This is a genomic window from Mesorhizobium sp. C416B (assembly GCF_030323165.1).
Taxonomy (GTDB): Bacteria; Pseudomonadota; Alphaproteobacteria; order Rhizobiales; family Rhizobiaceae; genus Mesorhizobium.
This window is the reverse complement of sequence record NZ_CP100471.1, coordinates 5,023,002-5,042,621: the sequence shown is the minus strand read 5'-3', so window position 1 is coordinate 5,042,621 and position 19,620 is coordinate 5,023,002. Positions and strand designations below refer to the sequence as shown.

21 protein-coding genes, 1 tRNA gene and 1 pseudogene are annotated in these 19,620 nt (G+C 62.6%); 12 read left to right on the top strand and 11 right to left on the bottom strand.

All coding sequences use genetic code 11. The features are described 5' to 3' along the window. Positions 1-313: 313 nt before the first annotated feature. Positions 314-1,363, top strand: coding sequence for a threonine aldolase family protein (locus NLY43_RS24655; RefSeq protein ID WP_023710937.1), 1,050 nt, complete (start codon positions 314-316; stop codon positions 1,361-1,363). An 18-nt stretch (positions 1,364-1,381) separates the two neighbouring features. Beyond that, positions 1,382-2,278 (top strand): MBL fold metallo-hydrolase, encoded by an 897-nt coding sequence (locus NLY43_RS24650; protein ID WP_023710936.1) that lies wholly within the window; start codon positions 1,382-1,384, stop codon positions 2,276-2,278. On the opposite strand, the gene NLY43_RS24645 is transcribed toward NLY43_RS24650, so the two are convergent. Then, entirely contained in the window at positions 2,275-3,039 is a 765-nt protein-coding gene (locus NLY43_RS24645) for a sulfite exporter TauE/SafE family protein (protein WP_023701029.1), read from the bottom strand. The genes NLY43_RS24650 and NLY43_RS24645 overlap by 4 nt on opposite strands. 157 nt (positions 3,040-3,196) lie before the next feature. Continuing rightward, on the bottom strand, positions 3,197-3,664 hold the full coding sequence (locus tag NLY43_RS24640) for an Hsp20 family protein (RefSeq protein WP_023671202.1): 468 nt from the start codon (positions 3,662-3,664) through the stop codon (positions 3,197-3,199). 458 nt (positions 3,665-4,122) lie between these two features. Between NLY43_RS24640 and NLY43_RS24635 the strand changes: the two genes are divergently transcribed. From NLY43_RS24635 to NLY43_RS24620, 4 genes and pseudogenes are all read left to right on the top strand, one after another. Next, a complete protein-coding gene (locus tag NLY43_RS24635) occupies positions 4,123-5,082 on the top strand; it encodes an alpha/beta fold hydrolase (protein WP_023704020.1) in 960 nt (319 codons plus the stop codon). Between the two features lie 164 nt (positions 5,083-5,246). Continuing rightward, positions 5,247-5,402 (top strand): hypothetical protein, encoded by a 156-nt coding sequence (locus NLY43_RS24630; protein ID WP_023704021.1) that lies wholly within the window; start codon positions 5,247-5,249, stop codon positions 5,400-5,402. Positions 5,403-5,405: 3 nt separating this feature from the next. Continuing rightward, the gene (locus NLY43_RS24625; RefSeq protein WP_023686421.1) at positions 5,406-5,645 is read left to right on the top strand and encodes a DUF1127 domain-containing protein; all 240 of its coding nucleotides are present in this window, start codon (positions 5,406-5,408) and stop codon (positions 5,643-5,645) included. 126 nt (positions 5,646-5,771) lie between these two features. Beyond that, positions 5,772-6,601: pseudogene (locus NLY43_RS24620) on the top strand (helix-turn-helix transcriptional regulator). 12 nt (positions 6,602-6,613) lie between these two features. On the opposite strand, the gene hisN reads toward NLY43_RS24620, so the two are convergent. Then, positions 6,614-7,387: a histidinol-phosphatase gene (hisN, locus tag NLY43_RS24615; RefSeq protein ID WP_023691771.1), complete on the bottom strand. Its 774-nt coding sequence runs from the start codon at positions 7,385-7,387 to the stop codon at positions 6,614-6,616. 337 nt (positions 7,388-7,724) lie between these two features. Further along, a complete protein-coding gene (locus NLY43_RS24610; RefSeq protein WP_023710935.1) occupies positions 7,725-8,666 on the bottom strand; it encodes an N-formylglutamate amidohydrolase in 942 nt (313 codons plus the stop codon). A gap of 164 nt (positions 8,667-8,830) precedes the next feature. Between NLY43_RS24610 and cpdR the strand changes: the two genes are divergently transcribed. Continuing rightward, positions 8,831-9,193, top strand: coding sequence for a cell cycle two-component system response regulator CpdR (cpdR, locus tag NLY43_RS24605; RefSeq protein ID WP_023671195.1), 363 nt, complete (start codon positions 8,831-8,833; stop codon positions 9,191-9,193). A gap of 116 nt (positions 9,194-9,309) precedes the next feature. Then, positions 9,310-9,384: transfer RNA gene (locus NLY43_RS24600), tRNA-Val, on the top strand. Positions 9,385-9,590: 206 nt separating this feature from the next. Here the strand turns inward: NLY43_RS24600 and NLY43_RS24595 are convergent. The 7 genes from NLY43_RS24595 to NLY43_RS24565 form a co-directional block, all read right to left on the bottom strand. After that, positions 9,591-9,878, bottom strand: a complete 288-nt coding sequence (locus NLY43_RS24595) for a DUF982 domain-containing protein (RefSeq protein WP_245260022.1) — start codon at positions 9,876-9,878, stop codon at positions 9,591-9,593. Positions 9,879-9,990: 112 nt separating this feature from the next. After that, entirely contained in the window at positions 9,991-10,413 is a 423-nt protein-coding gene (locus tag NLY43_RS24590; RefSeq protein ID WP_306413578.1) for a DUF982 domain-containing protein, read from the bottom strand. Positions 10,414-10,477: 64 nt separating this feature from the next. Continuing rightward, positions 10,478-10,942 carry an Hsp20 family protein gene (locus NLY43_RS24585; protein ID WP_023671192.1) on the bottom strand — a complete coding sequence of 155 codons (465 nt, stop codon included), beginning with the start codon at positions 10,940-10,942 and terminating at the stop codon, positions 10,478-10,480. Positions 10,943-11,348: 406 nt separating this feature from the next. Continuing rightward, the gene (locus tag NLY43_RS24580; protein WP_023710933.1) at positions 11,349-11,555 is read right to left on the bottom strand and encodes a hypothetical protein; all 207 of its coding nucleotides are present in this window, start codon (positions 11,553-11,555) and stop codon (positions 11,349-11,351) included. Positions 11,556-11,636: 81 nt separating this feature from the next. Next, positions 11,637-12,605, bottom strand: a complete 969-nt coding sequence (gene fcl, locus NLY43_RS24575) for a GDP-L-fucose synthase (protein WP_023691823.1) — start codon at positions 12,603-12,605, stop codon at positions 11,637-11,639. A 9-nt stretch (positions 12,606-12,614) separates the two neighbouring features. After that, a complete protein-coding gene (gmd, locus tag NLY43_RS24570) occupies positions 12,615-13,685 on the bottom strand; it encodes a GDP-mannose 4,6-dehydratase (protein WP_023686427.1) in 1,071 nt (356 codons plus the stop codon). 104 nt (positions 13,686-13,789) lie between these two features. Next, entirely contained in the window at positions 13,790-14,944 is a 1,155-nt protein-coding gene (locus NLY43_RS24565) for a dihydrodipicolinate synthase family protein (RefSeq protein WP_023691824.1), read from the bottom strand. A gap of 230 nt (positions 14,945-15,174) precedes the next feature. Between NLY43_RS24565 and NLY43_RS24560 the strand changes: the two genes are divergently transcribed. Genes NLY43_RS24560 through NLY43_RS24545 form a run of 4 tightly spaced genes read left to right on the top strand, consistent with a single transcriptional unit; the run spans position 15,175 to position 19,613 of the window. Continuing rightward, positions 15,175-16,233, top strand: a complete 1,059-nt coding sequence (locus NLY43_RS24560; protein WP_023683225.1) for a LacI family DNA-binding transcriptional regulator — start codon at positions 15,175-15,177, stop codon at positions 16,231-16,233. Further along, positions 16,230-17,246, top strand: coding sequence for a Gfo/Idh/MocA family protein (locus tag NLY43_RS24555; RefSeq protein WP_023710932.1), 1,017 nt, complete (start codon positions 16,230-16,232; stop codon positions 17,244-17,246). Before NLY43_RS24560 ends, NLY43_RS24555 begins: the two co-directional genes overlap by 4 nt. Further along, positions 17,243-18,844 (top strand): acyl CoA:acetate/3-ketoacid CoA transferase, encoded by a 1,602-nt coding sequence (locus NLY43_RS24550; RefSeq protein WP_023710931.1) that lies wholly within the window; start codon positions 17,243-17,245, stop codon positions 18,842-18,844. Before NLY43_RS24555 ends, NLY43_RS24550 begins: the two co-directional genes overlap by 4 nt. Then, positions 18,837-19,613 carry an enoyl-CoA hydratase/isomerase family protein gene (locus tag NLY43_RS24545; RefSeq protein WP_023710930.1) on the top strand — a complete coding sequence of 259 codons (777 nt, stop codon included), beginning with the start codon at positions 18,837-18,839 and terminating at the stop codon, positions 19,611-19,613. The genes NLY43_RS24550 and NLY43_RS24545 overlap by 8 nt, the downstream gene beginning before the upstream one ends. The last annotated feature ends 7 nt before the right edge of the window (positions 19,614-19,620 follow it).

Genomic DNA, 19,620 nt, shown 5'->3' with positions numbered 1-19,620 from the left:
CGGCCGGAGTGGCCCAAATGATACGCCAATCCAGCCTGACTTGTGCGACAAAATAAGACAGCACTACTGTCCTAAATTTTTATGGCAGAAATCCTGGGCGCACACAAGACCGATTCACCAAATCTTGGACGTTTGGCGACAGAAAATTACGTCAGGCGCTGTTGAAACGAAATTTCGGTCCCGGCGCTCCTTCGTGATCGCCTTTGGCTTCACCGCTTTTTCAGCCCTTGGCCCTTGCGCGTCAAACCCCGAAACGGCCATGGTCGCGCTCTTGTCGCAACCAGACTTTCTCAACCAGGCAGGGACTTTCCTGATGTTCTTTGCATCCGACAACTGGGCGGGCGTCCATTCCAACATTGCCGCCGGGCTGTCAGCCAATGCCGGCGGCTTTTCGACCGCCTATGGCGATGGCGATCTCGACCGCGCCGTCTACCAGCGTTTCAGCGAGATCTTCGAACGCGAGGTCGCGGTGTTCTTCGTCGCTACCGGCACGGCGGCCAACTCGCTGTCCCTGGCCGCTTACAACAAGCCCGGCGGCATTTCCTTTGCGCACCGCGAATCGCACATCATCGAGGACGAATGCGGCGCGCCGGAATATTTCAGCGGCGGCTCGCGTCTCCATGCTGTCGACGGCGCCCTGGGCAAGATCGATCCGCACAATCTTGAACGCGCCGTCGCCCGTTTCGCACCCGAAATCGTCCATTGGGGACGCCCGACGGCCGTCTCGATCACCCAATCGACCGAAGTCGGCACAGTGTACGGGCTCGACGACATTTCCACCATTTCGGAGATCGCCAAACGCTTTTCCCTGCCGCTGCATATGGACGGCGCCCGTTTTGCCAACGCATTGGTCGCGCTTGAGACGACGCCGGCCGAAATGACCTGGAAGCGCGGCGTCGATATCGTCTCGTTCGGCGGCACCAAGAACGGCTGCTGGTGCGCCGAAGCGGTGGTGCTGTTCGATCTAGACCGCGCCAAGGAGCTGTCCTTCCTGCGCAAGCGCGCCGCACAGCTGTTCTCCAAGTCGCGCTTCATCGCAGCGCAGTTCGACGCCTACTTCACGGACGGCCTGTGGCTGGACACGGCCCGTCATGCCAATGCCATGGCCGCGCGCCTGGCGGCTGCGATCGAGGATTCGGCAACGGCGAAGCTCGCCTGGTTGCCGCAGGCCAACGAGGTGTTCGCGGTGATGAAAAAGGCGGAAGCCGAAAGGCTGCAATCGGCCGGCGCCGCCTTTTACGACTGGCACAGGCCGCACGGCTTCGATGGCCATGTCGGCGAGGACGAGTTGCTCTATCGCTTCGTCACCAGCTTTGCCACGACTTCAGATGAGGTCGATCGCTTCGGCCAGATGATCGCCTGAACTCGCGAGACCGCGCCAATGACAAAGCCACTTCTCGGCTCAACCATGCGGCTGGTTCGCCCGGCGCCAAACGTGCTCGGCTTCTACGATGGCCGCATCGACGGCGTTCGCGCCTGGTCGGACGAACCGAACTGGCTGGACGACGGCGCCTATGCCCTCGGCATCTGCACCTATGCGATCGTCGATGGCTCGCAGGCGCTTGTCTACGACACGCATATTTCGCTGCCTCACGCGCGCTTCATCAGGCAGACGCTCGAAGACATGGGGGTCAGCTCGATCCGGGTGGTGCTCAGCCACTGGCATGACGATCATATTGCCGGCAATGAGGTGTTTCAGGATTGCGAGATTATCGCCAACACGCTCACCGCCTCGGCGCTCGCGAACAACCGGGCCGAGATCGAAAGCGGTGTTCCACCGATCAAGCCTCTCGTGCTGCCGAACAGGACCTTCGAAGGCAGTCTTGACCTCACCGTTGGATCGATCGCCGTCGAGCTGCGTCAGGTCGAAATCCACAGCCATGACGGCACCGTGCTGTTCATGCCTGGGAACGGCCTGCTGCTGGCGGGCGACACGCTGGAGGATCCGATCACCTATGTCAGCGAGGCGGATCGGCTGGCGCAACATCTGGTCGATCTCGAACGCATGAGCGGGTGGCCGATAGACCGCATCTTGCCCAATCACGGCTCGCTCGAAGCGATTGAGCGAGGCGGCTACGACAAAGGCCTCATCGCCGCCACGCAAGCCTACGTTCAAAAACTGCTTCGCTGCCGGCATGAGCCTGATCTTGCGAAGCAGGATCTGAAAACCTTCGGCGCCGACATGTTCGCCACGGGCGAGGTCGAGTACTTCGCGCTGTACGAGCCCGTCCACCGGCAAAACGTCGAGGCCGTTCTCGCAACCGGCACCGGTGGCTAAGCAAGGAAAGGCCGCGCCAAAAGCTCGAGGCCAAGCAAGATCAGGAAAATCAGAAACCAGCGCCGGAAGGTCGCCGGGCTGATCCGCTGCCGGAGCAACTGTCCGAGCCACATGCCGAGCAAGGCCGGCGCAACCGCCAGCGACGACATGGCGACATGCCCGACCTGGAACGCGCCGTGCGAGGCAAGGCCGGCAGCGAGCGCGATCGTCGACACGGTGAAGGACAGGCCGAGCGCCTGGATCAGATCGTCACGGCTCAAGCCCAGCGCCTGAATGTAAGGTACAGCGGGCACGACGAACACGCCGGTGCCGCCGGTGACGATGCCGGTAAGGAAACCGACGATGGGCGACGACCAGCGCTCGGCTGACGCGGGAACCGTCAACTGCCGCGCCAGCAGCGTATAGACGGCATAGACGATCAGCGCCGCCCCGAGGCCGGCCGTCGTCCATTTGACATTGTCGCTGGCCAGCAGCCATGAGCCGGCCAGCGTGCCGGCGACGATGCCGACCATCATCAGCCACAGCCGCCTGAGGATCCATCCGAAGCTCGGGCCGGCAAACAGCTGCCAGATATTGGTGACGAAGGACGGCACGATCAGCAGCGAAGCCGCGGCGACCGGCGGCATGATTGTGCCCAGCAGCCCCATCGCCAACGTCGGCAGTCCCATACCGGTAACGCCCTTGACGATGCCGGCCAGCAGGAAGGTCACCGCAATGGTTGCCGTTAGGGCCAGGGAAAAATCAGCCGAGAGATCAGACATCGCCCTTCATGGGAAGACGGCGCCCGCCGCAAAAGAGCCAGAACTCTTCGGTTGGGGTGACAGAGGCTGCGGCGAAAAAAAGCGGCGCCTCGCGGCGCCGCTTTCGTCTCGGGAGGAGACGCTTTTAACCTTGGGCGTTGTGACGCCGCCGTCTCGATCACGCGGCGTTCTTGGCCTCGATCTGCTTGGCGTTGGCCGAAGAGGCGGTAATCGCGATCTTGCGCGGCTTCAGCTCCTCGGGGATGTTGCGCTTAAGGTCGACGAAAAGCAGGCCGTTCTTCAGCGTGGCGCCGACGACCTCGACATGGTCGGCAAGCTGGAAGCGGCGCTCGAACGAACGCGAGGCAATGCCGCGGTAGAGCAGCTCGGAGCCTTCGCCATTGCCCTCTTCCTTGCGCTCACCCTTGACGGTCAGCACGTTGCGGTGGGCTTCGATCGAAATCTCTTCGTCCGAGAAGCCGGCAACCGCCATCGAGATGCGATAGGCGTCCTCGCCGGTGCGCTCGATGTTGTAGGGCGGATAGGTCTGCGCGCCATCGGGCTGGGCCAGCGAGTCGAGCATGGTGAACAGGCGGTCGAAGCCGACGGTCGAGCGATAGAGCGGGGAAAAATCAACGTGACGCATGAGGTGTTCTCCTGTTGAGCAACATGTTTGCGTGTGGCCGGTGCGAAACCCTGGAAAGGCGTTTCGGGTGGACCAGCAGCCCCGACATCGGCGGCTGCATCCGACATTTGGGGAGCGCAAAAGCTCATTTCAAGGATTTTTGAAGAGCGCCAATCGAGGCGTCGATGAACGGCAGATGAACCGCTGCTTCGGCGCCCGTTCAGCCGGCCGGCGCTAGAGTGCCCCCAGGATAAAGAACCAGGCGGCGCCGGATGAAAGCGCCGCGACGAGGCCGACCGGGTGTAACGTCCCTTCCTCCCGGATCGACAGAGGCCGGAAGCACGCCGCCGCAGGCTGCTTCCGGCCTTGCTTGTCGTTCGTCCGCCCCCTTGGCGTCCTCCCTTTGCTTTTCATCCATTGGCGTCTATCACCATGCCGACGCCCTGCCGGGTGAGACACCACGAAGACGCAAGCGCCTAATGACGGATCTCTTCCATCCCACGCCAGGCAATCCGCCGCCGCAAAATGTCGCCGGCGGCTTTTTCACCACGCGCGACGGCAAGAAGATCCGCTACGGCCTGTTTGCCGCGGTCACTCGGCCGCTGAAAGGCACCGTCGTGCTGCTGCCCGGCCGCAACGAGTGCATCGAGAAGTATTTCGAAACCATCCGCAACCTGACCGACCGCGGCCTCGGCGTCGCCACGCTCGACTGGCGCGGCCAGGGCGATTCCGACCGGCTGATCGCCGACCCGCAACGCGGCTATGTCCGCTCCTTCTACGATTACACCGGCGACCTCGAACAGTTCTTCGAGGACATCGTGCTGCCCGACTGCCGCGGCCCGTATTACATCCTCGCCCATTCGATGGGCGCCGTGATCGCGCTGCTCGCGGCGCCGTCGATGGTCAACCGGGTGCGTCGAATGGTGCTGATTGCGCCTTTCCTGACGGTGCCCGACTCGCCCGTGTCGGCAAAAACGGCGCGCCGCGTCTGCTCGGTATTGTGCTTTCTCGGCCTCGGTCGGCTCTACGCCGCCTGGGGTCCGCGTCCCAGGGAAACCCTGCCCTTCGCCCTCAACAAGGTGACATCGGACCCCGGGCGCTATCAGCGCAACACGAAAATCTACGAGCACTATCCGCAACTGGCGCTCGGCGGGCCGACGATCCGCTGGCTGCAGGCGGCAATCAAGGCAGGCGAAGCCATCAGCGAGCCCGACTTCATGGCCAGGATCCAGGTGCCGCTGCTGATGATCGCCGCCGGCGCCGATCAGGTCGTCTCGACCAAGGCCGTGGAAGCCTACGCCAGGCGTCTGCGCCTCGGCTCGCTGCTGATGATCGATGGCTCGAAACACGAGATCCTGCAGGAGGCCGATGTCTATCGCGAGCAGTTGCTCGCCGCCTTCGACGCCTTCATACCCGGCAACGACGACCCCACAGCCTGATGCCGCCGGCGCTGCATGTTACGGCGCCTTGAGCTTGCGCCTGCTGACAGCCTTCTGTCAGGAGCAGCGCCGGCAGCACACAAAGAGCTAAAGATTCTGACAGCCGGTGCCGCCCCGGAATGCTCATCTCTCCGTGTCGAACCGAACGCCAAGGAGATGACGTCATGACCGAGAAAACCTGCGCTGCCTGCGATTGCCAGCTGGACGCCAATCCGATCCGCGTCAAGGTCGGCGGCAAGACCGTCGAGGTCTGCTGTGAGGAATGCGCGATTGCGCTGAACGAAGCCGGCGCATCAGTGGCCGGCAACGGGGAAGCCTGAGCGATGCGCCCCGATCATGCAGCGGCGGCGCAATGCCTCGCACATCAGCCGACAACTCAAACCGCGACGTTCCGGCGGTCCTTGCGGACACAAGGCATCGCGGCGGCCAACTGGATCGGCCGTCAACTGGAAAGGCGCCGAAGCCGCCTTGCCTTGCTCGAAATGACCGACGAACAGCTCAAGGACATCGGTCTGTCGCGCAGCGACGCTCACTGCGAATACATGCGCCGTTTGTGGGACTGAGCCATGGCCGTTACAAAGGGCCCGACAGGTGAAGTCTCCTGACAGGTTTGGACAGGCCAATCGCCTAATGTGCCGGAGCAGCTTTCGGTGCAAGGGTAGAATGCCACGGCCATGTCTCAGCTCACCATGTCGCAGTTCACGGTACAGACACTTCTGGACACCGGCACCGTCATGGTGAGGGATGTCCTCTGCAGCGGCGAATGCCGGCACAAGAGCGAAGAAGAGTGCACCGCTGAACGCATCTTGTGTTTCCCTATCGCGGCGTCTTCGTGCGCCATGTCGGCCGCAACGATGCGGTCGCCGAAGCCAACCAGTTGTTGTTCTTCAACAACGCCGAAGGCTACCGGATCAGCCATCCCGTCGAGGGTGGCGATTCCTGCCTCGATCTCGTTGTCGAGGAGGCGCAACTGCAGGAGCTGACGCCGAAGGAGCAGTTGCGCTCGGGCAGCGCCGTGGCGTTTCGTCGTCAGCGCCGCCGCATCGACCCGCGGGCTCAGGCGCTGGTGGCGGTGCTGCGCCACAGCCTGAGCCGCAACATTGCCGAAACGCTGGAGGCCGAAACCCTGGCGCTGACGCTGGTGCGGCGCTCCCTCGGCGAGGGCACCTCGCATGCCGCCGGCGCCAGCGCTGGCCGGCAGAAGCTGGTCGATCGCGCCAAGCTCGTCCTGTCCTCGGATCTTTCGCGGCGCTGGACGCTGGCCGAGATCGCCACTGAAGTCGGGGTATCACCGGTTTATCTCACGCAGGTTTTCCAGCAGGTCGAGGCGATGCCGCTCTATCGCTACCATCTGCGCCTGCGGCTGGCGCGCGCGCTCGACCTGCTTGGCTGCTACGACAATCTGACCACGCTCGGCCTGGACCTCGGCTTCTCCAGCCACAGTCATTTCAGCTCAGCGTTCAGGCAGGTCTACGGGCGAACGCCGGCGGAATTCCAGCGCTCGATCAAGCCGCGCTGATCGGGTCGACTATCAGCCGCGCAAGGCTGCCATTGCAGCCGCGTGAAGCTCCGGCGTTGCGGCGGCCAGGATGTCGCCGCCCTTTTCCGCCGGACCGCCCTCGAATGTGGTGACGACGCCGCCGGCCTTTTCGATGATCGGGATCAGCGCCACGATGTCGTAGGGTTTCAATCCGGGATCGGCGACGATGTCGACGCTGCCGGATGCGATCATGGCAAAGGCGTAGCAATCGGCTCCGTAGCGGGCGAGCTGGATCTGTTTCTCGAACGCGTCGTAGCGGGTGCGCGCCTCGCCCTTGAAAAGCGCCGGCGTGGTGGTGAACAAGGTCGCCTCGTCAAGCTTCGTCCTCTTGCGGGTCGACAGCTTCCGCAGCCCACCGGGGCCTTCGTAGTGGGAGCCGGAAGCGTTGGCGTAGAACAGCTCGCCGGTGAACGGCTGCGCCATCATGCCGGCGACGGCGTCACCGTCGACCGTCAACCCGACCAGCGTTCCCCACACCGGCAGGCCTGAGATGAAGGCGCGGGTACCATCGATCGGATCGATCACCCAGACATGCCTTGAGGAGATGTTTTCGCTGCCATGTTCTTCGCCAAGGATACCGTGATCGGGATACTCAGCCGAGATCAGCGCCCGAATGGCGCGCTCGGCCTCGCGGTCGGCCTCGGTGACCGGGTCGAAACTGCCTTTTTCCTTGTTGGCCACGGCGCCCTGTGCGCGGAAACGCGGCAAGGTTTCAGCCGCCGCCGCTTGCGCGATCCGGCGCATGAAATCGATGCTGATGTCCACGTGATTCTCCCGCATTACAGAGTTCCAACCCGGTCTGCCGGCACTTTCCCGCCAAAACAAGCGGGCTTATCGATTTATCAGAGACATCAGCGTTGCCGAAATGTCACACATCGGGACCATCGAAACGCATTTTCACATCAGAGTGAATTAAAAAAGCGTGGGATCGATTGACATTTGTGCATCGCACAATAAATTTGTTCTCGGACAGGTTTTCCTGTCCATGCCCTCCTTGGGCGTTTCCTCCCTAGACTTCGACCGTGTCGTGCAAACGATGCGGTCTTTTTTTACGCTGCGGGATGGCCAGCGCGGGATTGCATGAACAGCCGCCGCTCCGGCGTCATTCGGCGGCCAGTGGCAGGTCGACGAAGTGGTGGTCGGGCATCGCCATCAGGTCGGCCGAAAAGCGCGCCATATCGTCGGCCAGCGCATCGAAGCCGGCCGATTTCTGGAACGTCCGCTCATTCATGTAGAGGCCGCGATTGACCTCGATCTGCAGCGCATGCAGGTGGCGCGCCGGCCGGCCGTAATGCTCGGTGATGAAACCGCCTGCATAGGGTTTGTTGTGGGCGACGGTGTAGCCCATGCCGATGAGCAGGCCGATCGCCGTTTCGGTCAGGGCCGCCGTGGCCGAGATGCCGAAACGGTCGCCGACGATGAAATCCGGCCGCAGGCCGCTGTCGCCCACCCTGATGCTCGCCGGCATCGAATGGCAGTCGATCAGCACGGCATAGCCGAACCTGGCATGGGTTCTGGTCAAAAGCCGCTTCAGCGTCTCGTGATAGGGTTTGTAGACCGCCTCTATGCGCTGGACGGCCTCCGCCAGCGGCAGACGGCCGGAATAGATGTCGAGCCCCTCACCCACCAGCTTGGGCACGGTGCCGAGCCCGCCGGCAACGCGCGCCGAGCGGATGTTGCAGAAGGACGGGACCGGCTCGGCGAACATGCGCGGGTCGAGTTCCCAGGGCTCGCGGTTGACGTCGAGGTAGGCGCGCGGAAAATTCGCCGCCAGTATCGGCGCGCCCAGCGCCACCGCGCCGCCGAACAGCTCGTCGACATAGCAGTCCTCGGAGCGGCGGATGGCGTTCCGGTCGAGCCGCGCCATGGCCAGGAAGCGGTCTGGATAATAGCGGCCGCTATGCGGTGAGTTGAAGACGAAGGGAACGCGCTGCTCGGCGCCCGATCGGATTTCGAAGGGTGGAACGACCGAAAAATCTTCGGCTGCCGTCGTCAATTTGAACGAACCCGGAAACAGCAATGCATCATGATGGGAAACTGCCACCTCATCGGCCGCATGTCCAGCATTTCGGCATGTCAGGAACCCCGTCTAATCAGGATTAATGCAGCCAACGTTCACTTGATGTTTACCGTCAGCTCCTCATATACAGGATGGTTAACGGGCTTGCCGGACGGCAGGCTCGGCTGGGGTGATTCGGACGGGACAAGATGGCACGCATTCTGCTGGCGGAAGACGACGACGACATGCGCCGGTTCCTGGTCAAGGCACTGGAGCGGGCCGGCTATCACGTCAGCGATTTCGACAATGGCGCCAGCGCCTACGAGCGGCTGCGCGAAGAACCTTTCTCCCTGCTGCTGACCGATATCGTCATGCCGGAGATGGACGGCATCGAACTCGCCCGCCGCGCCACCGAGATCGATCCCGACCTCAAGGTGATGTTCATCACCGGTTTCGCGGCCGTCGCGCTCAACCCCGATTCCAAGGCGCCGAAAGACGCCAAGGTGCTGTCCAAGCCCTTCCACCTGCGCGATCTCGTCAACGAGGTCGAAAAAATGCTGCAGGCCGCCTGAAGCGCGCGCACTGTGTGATCTCGCCGGTTCTTCGGCGGCGCGACAAAACGAGCCTTTCTTTCCCCGTCCTGCTATTGACGCGCTGGACCAAAAATGGTGTATGCGCGGCTTCGGATGGGCGTGTAGCTCAGCGGGAGAGCACTGCATTGACATTGCAGGGGTCACAGGTTCAATCCCTGTCACGCCCACCATCCTTTCAATAACTTAGCCAAGCCCGTTTTTGGCGCACCCCTTCGACGACTTAGCCGGTAAGGCGGCCACCGCTTGTGGCAGCCGCCTCGTGTTTGTGGACATTCTAATGCATGGCGCTCAAAAGTGGTCCCGGTTTGAGACAACGACATGCATAAAAACAAAGACCTATAGCGCGTCGCCTGAGTCCGTTCAAACGCGACGCGCTTTAGACGTGGTGCGGGCTTAGCGTCCTTGAAGGCGCAGGCTCGATGCCGTCCTCCATAAGAATATCCTTCTTGCGAGCGAACGCGACGAAGACGCCTCGTGCTGTCTCGGGTTCCACATCACCAATCAGAGCGGCTTTGCAAGCGCGAATAGCAGCTCTCTGCTCCGGGCTGTTGCCACACCATTCGGCTGCGAATTGATAAGCATCCGCGACCGTGTTGAGTTGGCGGGGAAAGCCCAATCCCACCCACACCCGGACTGGCTTTTCAAAAGGTTTCGATAGCATCATGACCTCCTTTCCTAATGCATGTCACCCAGAAGTATGCCGCGGTTCTGGGACAACGACATGCATCAAAACAAAGACTTAAAGCGTGTCGCATGAATCCGTTTCGCGACGCGCTTTAGGCAGTCACTCCTCCGCCTTCGCCACCTCTGCCCATCATCCACGGCATTGTCGTGGATACTTCCTCAAGGATTCTGGCTGCTTTCGCAAAACCGCTGAACGCGTCTCTGGCTGCGGAAAGCGGATAATCGCTATCGAAAGCTCGCTGGCAGGCCCGCAATGCCGTTTGGTGAATGGGGCCGCGCCTGTCCTTCGGCCATTCATAGAGGAACTCCAGAGCGTCCTCGAGACACGTGATTTCCTGAACAAGGTTGTCGCCGCTTTTCACGAAAACGGCGCTGTCAAACATCCGATCGTTCATATGATCCTCCAAATTGAACGAACCATTGAGTTTCATGGTTTGCGCGGTCCAGGCCAACTGCAGGCGCGCGACAGAGGCGCGCCAGTACGTCCTGCAGTGATCATCTTCGTTTCTCCGCAATCACAGCCTCCCGGCCGGAACCGGGAGGCGGACCCGCAGTTCAAAGTGTGACAGATCGACAGGATTACGCGGCTTTACGCGCGCGGTCCGTGTCTTGCGTGATCTGAGTGGCGGCCGTCGGCGTGTCGCCGACGCCGATGCTAATGCGGCGCGGTTTCAGCTCTTCGGGAATCTCACGGACGATGTCGATCGAGAGGAGGCCATTCTCCAGTTTGGCTGCCTTGATCTTCATGTGGTCGGCAAGCTTGAACGTCTGCCTGAAACTGCGATAGGCGATGCCCTGGTGCAGCAGCTGGCGTCCGCTCTGATCATCAGCCTTCTGGCCTACCACGACCAGTTCGGGTCCATGCTGGGTCAGCTCAACCTCATCCTGGCTGAAGCCTGCGATGGCCATCGAGATACGGTAATCGTTCTCGTCGACCTTCTCGATGTTATAGGGCGGCCAGTCTGGACGCGTGCCGCTGTCGAGCATGTCGAAAAGCCGGTCGAAACCGACGGTGGTCCGATAGAGGGTATCAAAGGTTCTCATAGCCACATCCTCCTTGAAGCAACATGGGTACAAGGACGCCGCCCCGTGCGGCGCCGCCATTTTTTGCCGAGCCTTATGGCCTTGGCGGAAATCGAATTAGGAGGCGCCCCAAATGAGTTCAAGAGCATCTCGAATTTTTTTTAGTAGCATCCTTCGCATCGACGGAAAGCGAAATCTGAGTTTCTACGGGACCTTCCCTTCGAACAGTCGAACAGCCCCTTGAAGTACAGATCCGGCGGGAAGTTTTCGCGCGATCTGCGCGACCGCATCGTCTACTGCCCCGCCGTCCCGTTTCGTATTCAAATGCCGGCCAGCAAGGAACCGGGTAGCGGCCTTCCGATCCGTAAATCCACCCTGTCGGGGGCGAGACGTCCCGGCACGTGCCGGGACGTTTCTGGCTCGCGGATCACTGTGGCCGCGGATCGGGCCTGTCGGGCTTGTCATGAGGGGTGTTGTTGCCTTCACGGCACGGTGTGCCGATGCCGCAGCATTTGCCGTTGTAGGTGACACCGGGCTTGGTCTTCTCGCATTCCCTCGGCGGTGCCGTCTGACACCCTGCCAGCACCGAAACCGCGATGGCGGCGAGAAATGCGTTTCTTGAAGTGATAAACATTGACGTTCTCCTTGATGGACCGTGTTTGCTACACACCGCTTGGTCGCGGGCGGCAGCGAAATGGTTCAAGGAAAATTGGAATCAGGCCGCGCCGAGGCGGACATCACCCTTCTCAATATGGTTGAGAAACCACGCATATGTCTGTTCCAATCCATCGCGAAGCGCGTAGCGCGGGCGCCATCCCGTCGCAAACAGCCGCGAAACATCCATCAACTTGCGCGGGGTGCCATCTGGCTTGGTCGTATCGAAGGCGATATCAGCCTCGACGCCGGCGACCGATGCGACGGTCTGGGCAAGCTCGGCAATGGTGACATCCTCGCCCGAACCGACATTGACGTGGCTGTCGCCGGCATAATTCTTCAACAGCCAGACCAAGGCATCGGCGGCGTCGTCGACATGCAGGAATTCACGCCGTGGCGTGCCCGAGCCCCAGACCTCGAGGCTGTTGCCGCCGCTCAGCGCCAGCGCATGCGCCTTTCGCATCAGGGCCGGCACGACATGGCTGGACTGGAGATCGAAATTGTCGCCAGGACCGTAAAGGTTGGCCGGCATCGCTGAGATGTAGTCGACGCCATGCTGGCGCCGATAGGCCTGGCACAGTTTGAGCCCGGCGATCTTGGCGATCGCATACCATTCATTGGTGGGTTCGAGCGGACCGGTCAGCAGGGCGTCTTCCCTGATCGGCTGCGGCGCGAGCTTTGGATAGATGCAGGACGAGCCGAGAAACAAAAGCTTGCCGACCTCGCTGCGAAAGGCGCCGTCAATGACATTGCCCTGCATAACCAGGTTTTGCTGCAGGAAATCGACAGGGAACCGGTCATTGGCCAGGATACCGCCGACTTTGGCGGCCGCCATCACCACCGCATCCGGCCTGTGCTCGGCCATCCAGCGCCGCACCCCTGCCTGGTCAAGCAGGTCGAGCCCGTCGCGCGATACGGTGAGTATCTCGCAGTCCTCGCTCGCCAGCCGGCGCACGACGGCCGAACCGACCATGCCGCGATGCCCGGCGACGAAGACACGCTTGCCTTTCAGATCAAATGTCGCGTCCATGAACCTGCCTCACGCAGAACGGCTGTTCTGCCGCGTGCCGCCGGCGGTGCGCGCCAGATCGGCCTGCACCATTTCCGCCACCAGATCCCTGAAGCCGGTCGTGTGCGACCACCCCAGCCTGGCTTTGGCCTTGGCGGGGTCGCCGAGCAGCAGGTCGACCTCGGTCGGCCGGAAATAGCGCGGATCGATGCGCACCAGGACAGTGCCCGAACCGGCATCGACACCGACTTCATCGACACCCTCGCCTTGCCAGCGGATGGTGCGTCCGGTCTCGGCAAAAGCCAGTTCGACGAATTCGCGCACCGAATGCGCCTCACCGGTCGCCAGCACGAAATCGTCGGCTTCACTGTGCTGCAGAATGCGCCACATGCCCTCCACATAGTCGCGCGCATGGCCCCAGTCACGCTTGGCGTCGAGATTGCCGAGATAGAGCGTGGCCTGAAGGCCGTGATGGATCGAGGCGACGGCCCGCGTGATCTTGCGGGTGACGAAGGTTTCGCCGCGTGTCGGGCTTTCGTGGTTGAACAGGATTCCGTTGGCGGCGAACATGCCGTAAGCCTCGCGGTAGTTGACCGTGATCCAGTAGGCGTAAAGCTTGGCCGCGGCATAGGGCGAGCGCGGATGGAAGGGCGTCGCCTCGCTTTGCGGGACCTCGCGCGCCTTGCCGTAAAGCTCCGACGTCGATGCCTGATAGAAGCGCACCGACTTCTCCAGGCGCAGGATGCGGATCGCCTCGAGCAGCCTGAGTGTTCCCAGCGCATCGGCATTGCCGGTGTATTCCGGCGTCTCGAAACTCACCTGGACATGACTCTGGGCGCCGAGATTGTAGATCTCGCCGGGCTGTGTCTCCTGCACCAGGCGAATAAGGTTGGTCGCGTCGGTCAGGTCGCCATAATGCAGGAAGAAACGCGCACCGCGCTCGTGCGGATCGACATAGATGTCGTCAACGCGCTCGGTGTTGAACGAGGACGAGCGGCGTTTGACGCCATGGACAATATAGCCCTTCTGCAGAAGCAATTCTGCGAGATAGGCCCCGTCCTGCCCGGTAACCCCGGTGATGAGCGCCACTTTTTCCGTCATTGCCGCTCCGTCCGCATCCAATCCCGGCAACCGAATACAGATTTGGCGCGAGAACGCAAATCCCCCATACGGGGGACAGGTTTCAGCCAGCGATTGTGTCGTTCTCAGGCACCTGCAATCGCGCAGAAATGCTTCATCCTGGCCAGCGCACGCTCGGGATCGGCGAGCAACCCTGCCTGGTCGGCAAGGCGGAAGATGTCGGCATAGTGCAGGATACCGCGCGCCGACTGCATGCCGCCGACCATGGCGAAATGGTCCTGATGGCCGTTGAGCCAGGCCATGAAGACGATGCCGGCCTTGTAATACTCGGTCGGCGCCTCGAAGATCTTGCGCGACAACGGCACGGTCGGCGCCATCAGCGCGTCATAGCCGGCGCGGTCTCCGTCAGCCAGTTTTGCGAGCGCCGCATTGGCGACCGGCGCGATGGCGTCGAAGATGCCGAGCAAGGCGTGCGAGTGCCGCTTCCCGTCGCCGGCAATCAGTTCGGGATAGTTGAAATCGTCGCCGGTGAACATGACGACGCCTTCCGGCAACCGGTTGCGCAAGGCAACTTCCTTGCCGGCATCGAGCAGGGAAATCTTTATCCCCTCGACCTTGCCGGCATGACGCTCGATGATGGCGACGACGGTGTCGAGCGCGGCCTCGAAATTGCCGCTGCCCCAATAACCTTTCAGTGCAGGATCGAACATGTCGCCCAGCCAGTGCAGGATGACCTTGCCGGATGCCTGGCTGAGGATGCGATCGTAGACCCTGATATAGTCGTCCGGACCCTTTGCGACCGCTGCCAGCGCCCGGCTGGCCATCATGATCGCCTTGCCGCCCTCGCCTTCAATGAAAGCGAACTGCTCCTCATAGGCGGCGATCACATCTTCGAGTGATCTCGAATTGGCCGGCGCCAGATGATCGGTGCCGGCGCCCGAGGCGAGGTCTGCGCATTCGACGCTGCGCGCCTCGGCGATCGAGCGCCGGATCAATTCCTGCGCATTCGCCCAGTCGAAACCCATGCCGCGCTGCGAGGTGTCCATCGCCTCGGCGATGCGGAAGCCAAGCCGCCACAAATGATGCCGAAACGCCATCGTCTTGTCCCAGTCGACCGCAGGCTTCGACCAGGGGTCGGTCATCGCGAAAGGGTCGGCGACGACATGGGCCGCGGCATAGGCGATGCGCGGGAAAACCGCACCGATTACGGGCTCGACCGGACTGCCCGCGAGCTTGTAGCTGACGCGGCCGCCATTCTGCGTAGGCAGGGTGATATCCATGGCAACCTCCGTTTTCGGCATCCTACTAAATGGAACGTTCCAATAAATCAAGAAACTTTATGATTCCGGCGATTGGACCGGCCCAAACGTTGAAGAAGGCTAAGAGTCCTTGCTAGGAACCACATTCATCACCTTTTCGATCTCCGCAAGAATCCCGATTGACTCTCGTTTGGCAGAGTGATTAGAACGTTCCAATAGATTTTCTCATTTAGGCGGAGGAAACCACCGACATGGCCAGCCGGGCCAAGGCAACGATCCTGGACATCGCCCGCGAGGCTGGTGTGTCCAAATCGACGGTGTCGCTTGTGCTGCAAGGCTCAGGGCTGATCCGGCCTGAAACCGCGGTCAAGGTTCGCAAGGCGATCGAGGATGTCGGCTATGTCTACAACCGCGGCGCCGCCAATCTGCGCAAAGCCCATTCCAACGTCATCGGCATGGTCATCAACGATCTCACCAACCCCTTTTTCGCCGAGCTGGCGGTCGGCATGGAGCGCGTCTTCCAGTCGGCCGGCATCGTGCCCTTCATCGCCAACACGGCGGAGAACCCGGTGCGCCAGGAAGAAGTGCTGAAGTCGCTGATGGAACAGGGCGTCGCAGGCCTGATCGTGTCACCGGCACGCGGCACCACGCCGGGCGCCTTCCGTCGCCTCGAGATGGCGGGCGTGCCGGTCGTCTTCGCCATGCGCCGCCTGCCGGACAGCCGCATCCCGGTGATCGCTCCTGACAACCATCGCGGCGCGTATCTCGCCGCCGCCCATCTGATCGGCAAGGGCCATCGCCGGCTGGCCTTCTTCGGCGGCACCTCCGACCTGGTCGTCTATCAGGAGCGCCTGGGCGGTTTTCGTGAAGCTTGCGAAACATTGGGCATTGCCAGGCGCGACGTGCTTGTCGTCGAAGGCGAGACCAGCCGCAGGGGCGGCATCGCGTGCCTGGAAACCGCCCTTGCCATGGCCGAGCCGCCGACGGCGGCACTGTGCTTCAACGATGCCGTCGCCTTCGGCGTCATGCTGGCGCTGCGCAAGCGCGGGCTGGAGCCCGGCGCGGACTTTGCCGTCGTCGGCTTCGACGACGTGGTCGAGGCCGAGCATTATATGCCGGCGCTGACCAGCGTCTCGGTCGACACACCCGGCCTCGGTGAACGCGCCGCCCACGTCATGCTGAAGATGATCCAGTCGCGCACCACGCATGCCGAGGACCATATCGGCGCCGTCAATCTGGTCGTCAGGGACAGCTGCGGTCCCGGTCGCCGCGCCCAGAACACATCAGCAGGAATGGGAGACGCGGCATGAGCATCAGATGGGGACTGATCGGCGCCAGCACGATCGCCAAACAGTTCATGATCAACGCCATCCGCGCACAAAAGGATGGCGAGATATCAGCGGTGATGAGCTCCAACCCGGAGCGCGCCAAGACCTATGCCGCAGAAAACAACATTCCTCTCGCCGTCTCGACGCTTGACGATTTGCTCGGCGCCGACATCGACGTCGTCTACATCTCGACCACCAATGAACTGCATCTCGAACAGGCGCTGGCCGCGATCAAGGCGGGAAAGCATGTTCTGTGCGAAAAGCCGCTGGCGCTGAACAGCACTGATGCGCGCACGATGGTCGCCGCCGCCAAGGAAGCCGGCGTGGTGCTTGGCACCAACCATCATCTGCGCAATGCCGGCGCCCACCGCGCCATGCGCGACGCCATATCAGCCGGCCGCATCGGCAAGCCGATTGCCGCGCGTGTGTTCCATGCCGTCTATCTGCCGGAGAACCTGCAGGGCTGGCGCATCACCAAGCCTGAGGCCGGCGGCGGCGTGATGCTCGACATCACCGTGCACGATGCCGACACGCTGCGCTTCGTGCTCGGCGACGACCCGATCGAGATTTCGGCCTTCACCCAGTCGGCCGGCATGGCCGGCAGCGGGCTGGAAGACGGTGCCATGTGCATCTGGCGCTTCAGGTCCGGTTTGATTGCCCAGTCGCATGAAGGCTTCACCACGAAGTTCGCCGATACCGGCTTCGAGGTGCATGGTTCCGAAGGCTCGCTGATCGCTAAAAATGTGATGACGCAGAAGCCGGTCGGTTCGGTGCTGCTACGCACCGCCAAGGGCGAGGAGGAACTGAGCTTCGACCGCGAAGACCTCTACGTCAGGTCGCTGCGCCAGTTCCATGCCGCTATTAGCGGCGCGGGCCAGCCCTCCGCAACCGGCGAGGACGGCGTCTGGTCACTAGCCTGCGCCGAAGCAGCGTTGCTGTCCGGGAAATCCGGCAAGGCGGTTGCCATCGAGCCGAAACTCGGGAGCGCCAAGTGAGCAAGCTCGTCTCCGCTCAGCAGGCCGCCAGCCTCATCAAGGACGGCATGACCGTCTCCGTCTCCTCATCGAGCGGCCTCGGCTGCCCGGATGCCGTGCTGGCTGCCATCGGCCAGCGCTTCGACGCTGAAGGCCATCCGAAAGACATCACCACGCTGCATCCGATCGCCGCCGGCGACATGTATGGCATCAAGGGCATCGACCATCTGGCTAAGCCTGGCCTGTTGAAGCGCACGCTCTGCGGCTCCTATCCCTCGGGCCCCTCCTCGTCCGAGCCGCCGCAGATATGGAAGATGATCGGCGACAATTCGGTCGCCGCCTACAATGTGCCGTCCGGCATCCTGTTCGACATGCACCGCGAAGCTGCCGCCAAGCGGCCGGGCGTGCTGACCAAGGTCGGCCTCGACACTTTTGCCGACCCGCGCCACCAGGGCTGCGCCATGAATGAGGCTGCAAGCGAGCCGATCGTCTCGGTGCAGCAGTTCGACGGCGAGGAATGGCTCTATTTCCGCTCGATCGTGCCCAACGTTTCGATCATCCGCGCCACCACCGCCGACGAGCGCGGCAACCTCACTTACGAGCATGAAGGCGCCTATTTGGGCGGCCTCGAACAGGCGCTCGCCGCCCGCAACAATGGCGGCATCGTCATTGCGCAGGTCAAGCGCGTCGTCGAGAACGGCACGCTGAAGCCGCATGACGTGCGCGTGCCCGGCGTCCTGGTCGACCACATCGTGGTGGCGCCGGACCAGTTGCAGACGACGTTGACGCCTTACGACCCGGCGATTTCGGGCGAGATCTTCCGGCCGTTGTCCAGCTTCCGCAACGCTGAGATGAACGTCCAGAAAGTAATCGCGCGCCGCGTCGCCATGGAATTGCGCGACGGCATGGCGGTCAACATTGGCTTCGGCATCTCGGCAAACGTGCCGCGTATCCTTCTCGAGGAAGGCCAGCACGGCAAGGTCACCTGGGTGATCGAGCAGGGCGCCGTCGGCGGCGTGCCGCTGCTCGACTTCAAGTTCGGCTGCGCTTCCAATGCCGAGGCGATCATGCCCTCGCCGCACCAGTTCATCTATTTCCAGGCCGGCGGCTTCGATGCCTCGCTGCTCTCCTTCTTGCAGATCGACCGCCATGGCTCCGTCAACGTGTCGAAACTCTCGGCCCGGCCACATGTCACCGCCGGGGCCGGCGGCTTTGTCGACATCACGGCACGGGCGAAAAAGATCGTCTTCTCCGGCTTCTTCAATGCCGGCGCAAAACTGTCGCTCGCCGATGGCGGCATCCGCATCGATGCAGAAGGCAAGGTCAAGAAGGTGGTCAACGAGGTCGAACACATCTCCTTCTCCGGCAAGCGCGCCGTCGCGCAAGGGCAGGACATCACCTACGTCACCGAGCGCTGCGTGATGAAGCTGACGCCGGACGGTCTGATGGTGACGGAACTGGCGCCCGGCATCGACCTCGAACGCGATGTGCTGGCGCAGTCAGAGATTCCGCTCGGCATCGCCAACGATCTCAAGTTCACGCCGGCGGCTCTCTATCAGGACCGGCCGATCGGCCTGTCGCTGAATGGTGGCGCTTCTCTCGGAGGCGCGCATGGCTGAGCGCCTCGTCACCTTCGAGCAGGACGGCGCCATCGGCATCGTCACGCTGCGCCGGCCGGAGAAGTTCAACGCGCTGGACATTCCGATGCTGCGCGCGCTCGAGACAGCGCTCGACGAAGCCGAAATGGCTGAAGGCGTGCGCGTCGTGCTGATCCGCGGCGAAGGCAAAGGCTTTTGCGCCGGCGGCGACGTCGAGGCCTGGGCACAAATGAGCGCTGCCGACTTTCAGGTGCAATGGGTGCGCTACGGCCACCGTGTCTTCGACCGACTGGCGCGGCTGCGGCAGCCGACCATCGCGGTGCTTTCCGGCCATGCGCTGGGTGGCGGGCTGGAGCTGGCGGTCGCCTGCGACTTCCGTGTCGCCGAAACGCAGGTGAAGCTCGGCTTCCCCGAGACATCGATCGGCGTCGTCCCCGGTTGGTCCGGCACGCAGCGCGCCGTGCGCCGCTTTGGGGCCCAGATCGTGCGCCGCATGGCACTCGGCGGCGAGCTCTTTGCCGCCTCCGACGCGCTTGCCCTCGGCGTCGTTGACCGCGTGGTCGAGACCGGCCAGGCGCCGGCAGAGGCCAGGACTTGGGCCGAAAAAATCGCCGGGCGCGGGCCGCTCGCAACCGAAGCCGCCAAGCTGATGATCGCAGTCGCCGAAGGCGAGGAAAGTGCGGCCGCCACCGAGGCGCTCGCCAGCGGCTTCGTTGCGCTGACCGGCGACCTCAAAGCCGGCGTGAGCGCCTTCAAGGCCAAGCAGAGGCCGGCCTTTTCCAGATCTTAGAGAAAGC